Source organism: Hominimerdicola alba 8 (assembly GCF_000178155.2).
GTDB classification, from domain to species: domain Bacteria; phylum Bacillota; class Clostridia; order Oscillospirales; family Ruminococcaceae; genus Hominimerdicola; species Hominimerdicola alba_C.
Window position 1 is genome coordinate 1 of sequence record NZ_ADKM02000118.1, and the last position, 11,681, is coordinate 11,681.

Below are 11,681 nucleotides of genomic sequence, written 5' to 3' on the forward strand. Positions count from 1 at the left end.
ATACGCAAAAGAACTTACCCCCGAACAGATCGCCAAACAGCAGGAGGCTCAGGCGAAAGTCTGCGAGCGTTCCGACATCGTTATCACCACCGCAAAGGTTTTCGGAAGAAAGGCTCCCCGCCTCATCGGCAAGGACGTCCTTGACCGTATGAAAAAAGGCGCGGTAGTGGTCGATATGGCAGTATCTACGGGCGGAAACGTTGAAGGCAGCAAACTTTTCGAGGACGTTGTCACCGAAAACGGCGTGACCATCATGTGCGGTGACATGCTCGAAAGACAAGTCCCATATGACGCATCGAAAATGCTTTCGGGAAATTTCACAGCCTTTCTGACCCATTTTTATGACAAGGAGAGCAAGGAGCTGTTAGTTGACCTTAACGACGAAATAATGCGCGGCTGCCTTCTCACACAGGGCGGAAAGATAATCCACGAACGCTTCAAGGATCAATAATTATTGCGATGTGTTATATCTTAAACGTTTTCGCAAAATCATAGAGGAGGTAAAGTAAAATGGCGATAGGAGAAATTCTGCTGCTCGTTTTCGTGTTTGTCATCGCTGGTTTTCTGGGTGTCGAGCTTATCTCGAAAGTCCCCTCGCAGCTTCATACGCCCCTTATGTCGGGCACAAACGCTATATCGGGCATAACCATAGTCGGCGCTATCTCAGCGACCGCTGTGGCGCTCCACACCGATGGAATGTTAAGCAATATTTGCGGTTTCGCAGCCATCGTTCTTGCGACCATAAACGTTATCGGAGGTTATATGGTCACCGACAGAATGCTGGGCATGTTCAAGAAGAAGGGAGATGACAAGAAGTGACCTTCGACAATATTCGCACGATCTGTACAACAATATTATACATGATCTCGTCGGTGCTTTTCATCAGGGGCATCAAGCTGCTGGGCAAGGCTGACACCGCGAGAAAGGGAAATCTGCTGTCATCTGTCGGTATGCTGATAGCAGTTGTGACGGTGCTTTTCGAGAAGGAAGTCACCTCCACCATCAGCTTTGGACCCGCGCAGAATGCCTATATCTGGACGATAGCGGCGATAGCGCTCGGCGGCATTATCGGTGCTGTGTGGTCAAAGAAAGTCGAGATGACGGGCATGCCCCAGCTGGTCGCACTGTTCAACGGCTTCGGCGGACTTTCCAGCCTGCTGGTCGCTCTGACCCAGTACATGACCGACAAGAATATAAATATATTCTCGTCAATCGCGCTCGGTCTGACCATCGCTATCGGCGCGATAGCTTTCACAGGTTCAATAGTTGCATGGGGCAAGCTCAGCGGCAAAATGTTCAAGAAAAACGTGACTATCCCCGCGAAAAACGCAATAAATGGTCTGCTGGCTTTTGTGGGACTTGTCGGCGTTGTCATCTACGCTCTCAGCATCGCGGGAGTTGTGGGCGCTGACATCGGAAAGATCGGCGTTATCATCGTTACATGCGCATATCTTGTACTCGGCCTGACTATGGTAGTTGCCATTGGCGGCGGCGATATGCCCGTTATCATCTCCCTGCTGAACGCATTTTCAGGCTTAGCAGCGGCGTTTGCAGGACTTTCCATCAGCAACAGCGTGCTGGTCGTTTCGGGTTGTCTGGTCGGAACTTCGGGTCTGATACTCACGTTAATAATGTGTAAGGCGATGAACCGCACACTCTACAACCTGCTTTTCGGCAGCTTCGGCAGTACCAAAAAGGGTACAGCAGGTGAGCAGAAAGAGCCCAAATCCATGTCTGTTGAGGACGCATATCTCATTCTGGAAGCCGCAAGCAGCGTTGTTTTCATACCCGGCTACGGCATGGCTGTCGCGCAGGCACAGCACGCAGTCAAGGAACTCTGCGATAAGCTGGAAGCCAACGGCGCGGAAGTCAGCTTCGCGATACACCCTGTTGCAGGTCGTATGCCCGGTCACATGAACGTGCTTCTCGCTGAAGCGAACGTTCCCTACGAACAGCTGAAAACCGCTGACGAAATGAACCCGCAGATGTCCAACACCGATGTCGCAATCGTCATCGGCGCAAACGATGTCGTTAACCCGTCAGCAATAAACGACGAGTCCAGCCCACTCTACGGAATGCCCATAATCAACGCATTTGAAGCCCGCACAGTCTTCGTGCTTAAGCGCGGCAAGGGCACAGGTTTCTCAGGTGTCGAGAACCCGCTGTTCACCAACGACAACACCGTCATGATCTACGGTGACGCTAAACAAACAGTCACTCAGCTGGTAAGCGAGTTTGAGGATTAACAAGAAGTACTTTTAAGAGGACAGTTCGCTGTCCTCTTTTTTTGTGCTTTTTTGAATATTCCCGACTGCGATGCACATACTGATATCACGAAAGGAATCACGTAATATGAACGCACCTTATTTTGATAACATCAGCAATCTGACCATACCGACGCGCCTTTCAGATGCAGTCCGATTATTGACCGCCGCATCGGGAAACACCGCAGATCTCAACAATATTAGCCTGTCTTTCGGCAAGACCTCCTGTACTGTCCTGTCAGTAGAAGGCATGGCTTCGATACAGCTTATGGCTGAACTTATTTTCCAGCCGCTCAACGAGTTCGCCGCCGTTCCGCGCACCTCCGAAGAGGTCAAAAATTTTCTCACCAAAGGCAGTATAATGTCAGCAGACAGGCAGCTCACTTCCGATGCCAAGACCGTTCTGGAATTGCTTTATTCGGGTTTTGCAGTCATTCTGACCGATGGCTGCAGCGATGCCGTTTGCTTCGGAATTCAGGGATTTGAAAAACGTTCCGTATCACTGCCCGAAACCGAACAGACGGTCGGCGGTTCGCGCGACAGTTTCAACGAAGCCCTTCGCGTGAATATGTCGCTCGTTCGCCGCAGACTCAAGACTCCCGCACTGAGATTTCAGCTGATGCAGGTCGGCAAACTATCGCGGACCGATGTTTCCCTCGCCTATATCGAGGGCAGATGCAAGCCCGAATCAGTTGATATCACATCGCAAAAATTGAGGTCCATCAAACTGGACACTATTCTTAATTCAGGCTATCTGATGACCTTTTTGGATCACAGCTACTCTTCATCGATATTCTCAGCCGTCATGGTCACCGAACGCCCCGATGTCGCATGTGCCGCGCTGAACGAGGGTAAAATTCTGGTCATGACCGATGGTTCACCCGGCTGCATGATACTTCCGACTGTTTTCGCTGATAACTTCCGCACAATGGACGACTACTGTGAAAAGCCCTATTTTACAGCATTTTCTCGCCTTATCAAATACCTCGCATTTCTGCTGGCAGTGATGCTTCCCGGACTTTACGCAGCCCTTGTGACCTTTCACCCTGAGGTCTTCCCGCTCAAATTGCTGCTGAATCTTGCCGCTTCCGAAGAAGCCACCCCCTACCCGCTTGTGGTCGAAATGGCGCTTCTTATGGTGCTTTTTGAGATCATGCGAGAAGCAGGTGTCCGCCTGCCAAAAGCAGTTGGCGGTGCAGTGTCCATCGTAGGCGGACTGATAATCGGAGATGCGGCTGTCAAAAGCGGCATAGTTTCCCAACCTCTGCTGATAGTCGTGGGCATCACCGCCACAGCATCATTCGTACTGCCGTCGCTTTACCCTGCAATTTCGGTGCTTCGCATAATTTTTATACTTGCGGGCGGTCTTGGCGGGATCTACGGGCTGGCACTTGCCACTTGTCTTCTGGCTGTAAACATCGCTTCGGCAGACCTCTGCGGCACGCCCTACACATCTCCCATTTCACCGCTGAAAGCCCATGCTTTGCGGGATCTTTTCACCCGCGCCGACTTTCACGACCTTCAATACACCCACACCACGATCTCAGACGACTGACCCGTGTTTCGACCTCATGTACTTTTTTACGGACTCAAAATATGAATAACCAATCCCGACTTTCCTCCGCCGCGCTTATCTGCATGCTGCTGTCTGCAAGGATCTTTGCGGTGCTCACTTTTTTCCCGCGCTCAACAGAAAGCGGCTTTGCAAGCATCATCGGCATACTCCTCTCGACCGCTGTTCAGGGTTTACTGATCTTCCCCGTTGTGCGCCTTGTGAAGAAGACCCATACTGACCCGCTCTCAGCGTCACATAATATCAGCAGCCCCCTTGAAAAAGCTGTAACAGCGGCTTTTCTGCTGTTTTTTCTCTATGACGCTTTCCTCGATATCGGCAGCATGGCATATTTTACCGACTACTTTTTCTCTGTGAACATGCCCCGCGCACTGACAGTCGCCTGCTGCCTGCTCACCGCGCTATACGCCGCCCGACTCGACTCCCCCGTCATCGGCAGACTTGCCCAGCTGTCCATTATTCTGACCTGTCTTATGCTGCTGACAGTCGCCGCAGGTTCGGCAGAACGCATTGATGTCACCCGCTTTGACCTTGCCATTCCCCATGTCGGAAAAGCTATCTTCCACGCCGCCCTTGCCGATACGGGCAGATGCGAATGCCTTGTGATCTTTTCCTTCTATGCCGCCCATACAAACGGCGATGCAGCAGTGACGGCAAGGCGCTTCCTGATAGCAAAAGGTACGATAATTTGTACTATATTTGCTCTTGTGACCGCTGTACTCGGCAGCCTTTCTCTCAATACCCCGCTGCCCGTCTTCACCCTCGCCGCGACTTCCGAAAATCTCATCACCGAACGCTGTGACGCATTATTCCTGCTGGCATGGATCTTTACAGGACTTGTCAAACTGGCAAATCTTCTGCACTGTGCAGCCATCTGCATCAGACGGCTTTTCCCGAAATCGACCCATTTTGCTTCCGTCATGTCGGCAGGTATCCTTCCCGCCGCAGCCGCGCTCCCACTGCTCCTTATATATAAATGGGAGTCAATCATTTGCAGCGAACGCAGTATAGTCCCGATAATTGTACTGACCTTTATACTCCCGCTGATATTATTGAGAACTGATACTCGTTCAGCCGATGCCCCGTCCGACCCATCTGTACAAAATTCCGTATAATAAAGAGGTGATATGATGCAGAGCGGAAAACACATTTTATTGATACCGACAGCCGTCCTCGCCTGCATAATGTGCTCTTCATTCGGCAGGAGCATCAGCATCGACAGGCGCGGACTTGTACACGCCATCGGCATCGACACCGCCGAACACGGCTATAAAGTCACCATGCAGATATTCCAGCCCACAGGCGGCGGCGCTGACACCGCAGTTGACAGCACCAAACCAAACATTACAGTGGCGGTCAGCGAGGGCAGAACAGTCGGTGAAGCCATTTCCGCTGCCCGCAGCAGCACAGGCAAAGAGTTGTTTTTTGGACATTTACAGCTTATCTGCATCGGCAGAGATGTCAGCCTTGCCGACCCATACGCACTTTTCGCTTTTGCGCTGGGCGACAAGAACATATCCCCCGCCGCCGAACTCTGCATGGCTGAAAATACCGCCTCAGAACTGATGGAGATACGCCTCAGCGAGGAGGAGATCTCTTCCGAAGCACTCAGCGGCGTGCTTAAACTAAGCGGCGAGTACACTGAAACTGTCAGCTGCGACCTCATAACACTGCTGACCTCCGATGGTCACGCCGCCATGCCCATGCTGACAGCATTGAGCGAAGAAAAACAAAACAGCAGTAAACAAAAAGAAGACAGCGGCGACAGCGGAACAGAGGTCAGCCGATCGATAAAGCTGAAAGGCACTGCCGTCACAGAAAGCAGCGATGTGCTCGACCGTCAGCAGGCGACCGCCGCAGCAATGCTTTGCGGCAAGGCTGATAAAGCCTGTGTTGTCAGCAAGATCGGCAATTTCAGCGTAACTTCGTCGCTTGAAGATATCTCCGCCCACCGCACTATCGACCTGAATAACGGCAGACTTCTCCTGACAAACCGCATCACTCTCACCGCCCGCCCCGACCGTCAGCTGGACAGCCGTGAAAGCGATGCTCTCGCACAAGCCATCTCCGCCCGATTTAGAAATGAATGCGACCGACTTCAAACCGAAATGCTGTCACGCGGCGAAGATATCTTCGGCATCAGCCAACTCATAAAGCATAAATTCCCCGAATTATGGCTAAAAAACGCCGATAATACAGATACCCTTCTCGCCGCCGTAAGCGTGCATACAGATGTTCTTGTCAAGGTTGACTGATGTCGATATTTGACAAAAAGCAATTTTTCTAAATCTTTCTCTTTTCATCACGCATCTGTCACATTGCACAGTTACAATATATTCAGTTAAGCAAGACTTCATATTTTTTCTTCATATATTTTTTCTAAACTTCCTTAAAAGGCAAAGCCCCGCGTCTGTTTTTACGGCGCGGGGTATTGCTTTGCACAGTTTTTTTCTGCCGCGAATATAATAGGTCATCCCGCTGACACACCGCCAAAAACAGCGGTTTTAAAGAACCTATAGCAATCCGCCTTAAAATTCAGACAAAATCCAGTCACAAAACCCATAAATCCCAGCTTTTGCGACTGGATTTTGTGAATTTAAAAAGTTGGATTGCTATAAGGTTGTTGGCGTATACCATTTTTACCGCATTTTTAGTTGGTGTGCTAAAGGTACAGTCATATATAAGGAGGACTCCATGCTTACCGAATACCCTCTCGACCCGACCTCAGCTGTCAGCTACGCCCGCCGCTGGGCTTTCGGCAGAAACCCCGCCTACTACGATTTCGACCCCATCGGCGGCGACTGCACCAACTTCATCTCACAGTGCATCTTTGCCGCAGGCGCGGTGATGAATTTCACCCCCGACATTGGCTGGTACTACATTTCACTGAACGACCGCGCCGCCGCATGGACAGGTGTTGAATACTTCGCCCGCTTCATCCTCACTAACACGGGCGCAGGTCCTTTTGGCAGACTTATCAGCAGTCGTGAACTCCGCACAGGCGATGTGGTACAGCTTGGGAACTCTCAGCGCTTTTACCACACACTTCTTGTCATCGGCAGGCAGTCGGGCGAAGTGCTTGTCGCCGCCCATTCGCGCAACGTATTCGGCGCAAAACTAAGTGATTATTCTTTCACACAATTAAGGTGCCTGCGCATCGACAGCGCCCGCAGATACACCTGAAAACGCCTTTTTTCATCGTTGATTGACACTTCTTTCACAAGACTTTCACAGTAAGAAAGAAATTGACAGTTATGTGAAAATATCTTTCAAAGTCTTTCATCTTGTTTTCATTACAGCTTAAATTAGTTTTAAAGTTTAGCCAATATAATTAGAAGCATAGAAAACAAAGAGCGGTGCGAACCGCTGATAACTATATAATAAAGGAGAATGTCTTATGAACACCATGAATTACAATAACTTCGATCAGGATAACAGAAATAATGGATTTGAGCAGACCCCGTACCCCGTAAACAATGCACTGAACGCACAGCCTGCACAACCCGTCAAAGCAAAAAGTTCCAAGCTCAGACTTGCCGCACTCGCCATCAGCTTCAGCCTGCTGGGCGGCGCACTGGGTACAGGCGGAACATTCGCGGCACTGAGAGCTTTCGGCAATAACAGCGGCACTGCATCAGCCACCAAGACCAATGGCACAGCAGTCATAAAAACAGCTGATGACAGCGGAAAAGCTGTTGCGATGCAGACGGTCAAAACGAACGGCACTCAGCTGACAGCCTCACAGGTCTATCAGAATAACGTCAACTCCACAGTCGGCATCACCACCGAGATAACCACCAACTACTTCGGCTATAAGACCACTGCGGCGGCAAGCGGCTCAGGCTTCATAATCACCGATGACGGCTACATAGTCACCAACCATCACGTTATCGAAGGCGCAAACTCCGTAAAAGTCACCTTGTATGACAACACTCAGTATGATGCCGAGATAGTAGGCAGTGATGAGAGCAACGACATCGCAGTGCTGAAGATCGACGCGAGCGGTCTTACTCCCGTAACTCTGGGCGACAGCGAAGCACTCAGCGTCGGCGATAATGTAGTTGCCATAGGCAACCCTCTCGGCGAGCTTACTTTCACACTGACATCAGGCGTTGTCAGCGCAAAAGACAGGTCCATAACCACCTCAAATTCGGTAATGATGAACCTTATCCAGACCGACTGCGCGATAAACTCAGGCAATTCGGGCGGCGCACTGTTCAACATGTACGGCGAAGTTGTCGGCGTGACCAACGCAAAGTACTCCAGCAATTCCTCCACTGAGGCTTCAATAGACAACATCGGCTTTGCTATCCCGATAAACAACGTAAAGGATATTGTCACCAGCATTATAGAGAACGGCTATGTGGTAAAGCCTTACATCGGCGTTTCCGTTGAGACTGTAAGCTCCGATATGAAGAGCTACGGCATACCCGAAGGCGCAGTCGTAAGAGTCGTCAACGAGGACTCCCCTGCCGAAAAAGCGGGTCTTAAAGAAAACGACATAATCACCAAAGCAGACGATGAGGATATAACTTCTTCAAACGACCTTGTGTCTAAGATCAAAAAGGCATCAAAGGGTGACAAGATCACACTGACAGTTTACAGACAGGGCGAGGAAAAAACCATCGAACTGACTGTTGACGAGACAAAGCAGGACACTGCCAAAAAAGAAGAAGAGGAAGAACAGCCCGAACAGGACGAACAGCAGTACAGCTATCGCGGCGGTCAGGGCTTTGAGGGCATCGACCCGTTCGAGTTCTTCGGCATGCGTTAATCGACAGATCACCATCTATAGCGATCCAACTATTTAAATTCACAAAATCCGGTCGCAAAAGCTCGGATCTATGGATTTTGTGACCGGATCTTGTCTGAATTTTAAGGCAGATCGCTATAAGATACACCATATTTCACCTTAGGCACCGCGCTCTCCTCCCTTGAGCGCGGTGCTGTTTTGTGTACAAATTATCGTACCAACATATAAAATAAATATTTTTTTCAGAAAAATTTGTGAAAACACTTGCAATTTTGAAAAAAGTGTGCTATAATACTAAAGTACCTTGACGATAGGTCAAGTGAGATCAGAGATCATATTTCCGGGTAGTTCGATCCGAGATATGGGTGTGCGGGTCCTGTACAATGAAACGCTGTGAACCATGTCAGGCGGGGAACCGAGCAGCATTAAGCGGTCTGTTTCGTGTGTTACAGTTTCGCCTGCATGCCTATATGTCGGATCGATTTTTTTTGAGGAGTGAGTTAGGTGTATCAGGCTTTATACAGAAAATGGCGTCCCAAGACCTTTGACGACGTCGTATCTCAGCCTCACATCACCACCACGCTGAAAAACCAGATAATCGGAGGTAAAACTGCTCACGCCTATCTATTCACAGGTTCGCGCGGCACAGGTAAGACCACATGTGCCAGGATATTCGCCAAAGCAGTCAACTGTGAACACGGCAAAGACGGTATGCCGTGCTGTGAATGTGAGATATGCAAAGCGGCTGACAACGGCTCGCTGGGCGATATCATCGAGATAGACGCGGCTTCAAACGCCAGTGTCAACGATATCAGAGAACTGCGCGAAGGCGTGATGTTCACGCCTGAGATGTGCAAATATAAAATATATATCATCGACGAGGTGCATATGCTTTCGGTAGGCGCATTCAACGCTCTGCTGAAAACTATGGAAGAACCCCCGCCGCATGTAAAATTCATTCTTGCGACCACCGAGATACAGAAAGTCCCCGCGACTATCGTTTCAAGGTGCCAGCACTTTGACTTCAACCGTATAAAAACAGAAGATATCGTGGCAAGGCTCAGCTATATCGCAGGGCAGGAGGGTTTCACACTGCATGAGGACGCTGCTGAGCTTATCGCAAGGCTGTCTGACGGCGGCATGCGTGATGCCCTGTCATTGCTCGACCAGTGCGTGGCTTTCTCAGATGATATTACACTGGATACTGTGTCAAACGCCTCAGGCATCGCAGGGCGCGATTACCTGTTCGATATACTCGAAAGCATCGCAGATAAAAATGCGGTCGAAGCACTGAAAAAAATAAGCGAACTTCACGCCATGTCCAAAGACCTTAAAGTGCTTGCGGGCGAATTGCTGGAACAGATGCGCAACGTCATGCTGGCAGCCACGATCGACAACGGCAAAGACCTTATCACATGCCTTCCCGAAGAAATGGTGAGGATAGAGGGCATAGCAAAAAAGATGTCGCTGGAAGAGATACTGGGCTGCATCTCCCTTTTGCAGGAAAGTTCTGAGAGGTTCGCAAGAAGCACCTCAAAAAGGATAGAACTTGAAATGTGCATCATTAGACTGTGTACAGGCAGCTACGGCACAAACGCTGTACAGGCTGTCCCGAAACAGTCAGGCGGTATGCCCGATCAGGAATTGGTCAAGCGGCTTGCAAGACTTGAAGATGCTGTCAGAAATGGCGTCACTGTGCAGGCTGACAGACCCGCAGATGCTCCACCGCCCAAGCCGGAACCCGACCCCGATTTCAAGAAGATGGATCCCTCGCAGATCACACCTATACAGAACTGGGAAGGGCTTGTGACTGAGATAAGCCGCAGAAATCCTGCGATAAGCGGTTTTCTGAAAAAGTCAAAGGCTTTCATGTGCGGCAGTACAGTGTTCATCATAGTCGATAATGACTTTTTCTTCCAGCAGTTCAAAAAGCTGAACGTTTCGGCGCTGATAGCTGATGTTCTGCGTGAAAATTACGGACAGAGCTTCAATATCAAGGCTAAATCTGCCAAGAATGTTTCGCCTGAAGATACGGAAAATCCTATCAACAAGCTGTTGGCAAAAGCAAAAGAACTTGATATAGAAGTCGATATAAAAAATAAAAATTAAGGAGTTATTAAAATGAAAGCAAGAGTTCCTAACGGTATGGGCAAAGGTCCCTCAAACAATATGAATCAGATGCTCAAGCAGGCTCAGAAGATGCAGGACCAGATCACTGCACTTCAGGCTGATCTGGAGCAGAGAGAGTTCAATGGTACAGCAGGCGGCGGTGTCGTTGAAGTTACCATCAACGGCAAGAGAAACGTTCTCGACCTGAAGCTGGCTCCCGAGATAGTTAACCCCGAAGAGATCGAGGATCTGCAGGATCTTATCAAGGCTGCATTCAACGCTGCTGTTGATAATCTTGATGAGGTCAGCGATGCTGAGATGCAGAAGCTGACAGGCGGCGTTTCCTTCCCCGGTCTGTTCTGATCTATGGCTGAAAGCAACCCTCTCCCGCTGGTGCTGCTTACCGAGCAGTTCGCGAAACTTCCCGGTATAGGCATGAAATCGGCTCAGCGCATCGCCTATCATGTGATGGAGATGAACGCCGATGAAGCAAAGGCTCTCGCTGATGCTGTGATGAATGTCCATAAGACTGTACACTTGTGCAAATATTGTCAGAATTATACCGACAGACACGTCTGTCCGATATGTGATGACAACAGGCGCGACCACAGCCTTGTGTGCGTGGTGCAAAGCCCGCAGGATATCACCGCCATCGAGCGCACCAATGAATATAAGGGAGTTTACCATGTGCTGCATGGTCTTATATCACCGCTTAACGGCATTTCGCCCGATGATTTGAAGATAAAGGAACTGCTTGCACGTATAAATGCAGGCGGCATCGATGAGATAATCATGGCGACAAACCCCACAGTTGACGGTGATGCTACAGCTTATTACATCTCAAAGCTGCTCAAACCGCTGGGCGTTAAGGTCACAAGGCTCGCCTTTGGTCTGCCGATAGGCGGTCAGCTGGAATATGCCGATGAGATAACGCTGTACAAAGCGCTTGAAAACAGAAACGAAATATAACAAAACTCCGTGA

General features: G+C 49.8%; 10 protein-coding genes, 1 other RNA gene and 1 pseudogene. All 12 read left to right on the plus strand.

What is annotated here, in order from left to right; all coding sequences use genetic code 11:
* Positions 1–451: pseudogene (locus CUS_RS13920) on the plus strand (NAD(P)(+) transhydrogenase (Re/Si-specific) subunit alpha); the annotation flags it as partial.
* Between the two features lie 59 nt (positions 452–510).
* Complete coding sequence (locus CUS_RS13925) at positions 511–819, plus strand: NAD(P) transhydrogenase subunit alpha (protein ID WP_002851833.1); 309 nt, start codon at positions 511–513, stop codon at positions 817–819.
* A complete protein-coding gene (locus tag CUS_RS13930) occupies positions 816–2,246 on the plus strand; it encodes an NAD(P)(+) transhydrogenase (Re/Si-specific) subunit beta (protein ID WP_002851882.1) in 1,431 nt (476 codons plus the stop codon). The genes CUS_RS13925 and CUS_RS13930 overlap by 4 nt, the downstream gene beginning before the upstream one ends.
* A 106-nt stretch (positions 2,247–2,352) precedes the next feature.
* Positions 2,353–3,819 carry a spore germination protein gene (locus CUS_RS13935; protein ID WP_002851850.1) on the plus strand — a complete coding sequence of 489 codons (1,467 nt, stop codon included), beginning with the start codon at positions 2,353–2,355 and terminating at the stop codon, positions 3,817–3,819.
* Between the two features lie 41 nt (positions 3,820–3,860).
* Positions 3,861–4,952, plus strand: coding sequence for a GerAB/ArcD/ProY family transporter (locus tag CUS_RS18800; protein WP_050792243.1), 1,092 nt, complete (start codon positions 3,861–3,863; stop codon positions 4,950–4,952).
* A gap of 15 nt (positions 4,953–4,967) precedes the next feature.
* Positions 4,968–6,092: a germination protein GerC gene (locus tag CUS_RS13940; protein WP_002851851.1), complete on the plus strand. Its 1,125-nt coding sequence runs from the start codon at positions 4,968–4,970 to the stop codon at positions 6,090–6,092.
* Positions 6,093–6,531: 439 nt separating this feature from the next.
* Positions 6,532–7,020, plus strand: coding sequence for an amidase domain-containing protein (locus CUS_RS13945; RefSeq protein WP_002851855.1), 489 nt, complete (start codon positions 6,532–6,534; stop codon positions 7,018–7,020).
* Positions 7,021–7,234: 214 nt separating this feature from the next.
* On the plus strand, positions 7,235–8,611 hold the full coding sequence (locus CUS_RS13950; RefSeq protein ID WP_002851830.1) for a S1C family serine protease: 1,377 nt from the start codon (positions 7,235–7,237) through the stop codon (positions 8,609–8,611).
* 346 nt (positions 8,612–8,957) lie between these two features.
* Positions 8,958–9,057, plus strand: an RNA gene (gene ffs, locus CUS_RS19340) — signal recognition particle sRNA small type.
* Positions 9,058–9,094: 37 nt separating this feature from the next.
* Entirely contained in the window at positions 9,095–10,699 is a 1,605-nt protein-coding gene (dnaX, locus tag CUS_RS13955; protein WP_002851873.1) for a DNA polymerase III subunit gamma/tau, read from the plus strand.
* Positions 10,700–10,711: 12 nt separating this feature from the next.
* Entirely contained in the window at positions 10,712–11,062 is a 351-nt protein-coding gene (locus CUS_RS13960) for a YbaB/EbfC family nucleoid-associated protein (RefSeq protein WP_002851846.1), read from the plus strand.
* 3 nt (positions 11,063–11,065) lie between these two features.
* A complete protein-coding gene (gene recR / locus CUS_RS13965) occupies positions 11,066–11,668 on the plus strand; it encodes a recombination mediator RecR (RefSeq protein ID WP_002851864.1) in 603 nt (200 codons plus the stop codon).
* Positions 11,669–11,681: the final 13 nt, after the last annotated feature.

Bases quoted from the DNA above. Each gene is read 5' to 3' on its own strand.
- CUS_RS13925 (WP_002851833.1), top strand. From the start codon at position 511: ATGGCGATAGGAGAAATTCTGCTGCTCGTTTTCGTGTTTGTCATCGCT.
- CUS_RS13935 (WP_002851850.1), top strand. From the start codon at position 2,353: ATGAACGCACCTTATTTTGATAACATCAGCAATCTGACCATACCGACG.
- CUS_RS18800 (WP_050792243.1), top strand. From the start codon at position 3,861: ATGAATAACCAATCCCGACTTTCCTCCGCCGCGCTTATCTGCATGCTG.
- CUS_RS13940 (WP_002851851.1), top strand. From the start codon at position 4,968: ATGCAGAGCGGAAAACACATTTTATTGATACCGACAGCCGTCCTCGCC.
- CUS_RS13945 (WP_002851855.1), top strand. From the start codon at position 6,532: ATGCTTACCGAATACCCTCTCGACCCGACCTCAGCTGTCAGCTACGCC.
- CUS_RS13950 (WP_002851830.1), top strand. From the start codon at position 7,235: ATGAACACCATGAATTACAATAACTTCGATCAGGATAACAGAAATAAT.
- CUS_RS13960 (WP_002851846.1), top strand. From the start codon at position 10,712: ATGAAAGCAAGAGTTCCTAACGGTATGGGCAAAGGTCCCTCAAACAAT.
- recR (WP_002851864.1), top strand. From the start codon at position 11,066: ATGGCTGAAAGCAACCCTCTCCCGCTGGTGCTGCTTACCGAGCAGTTC.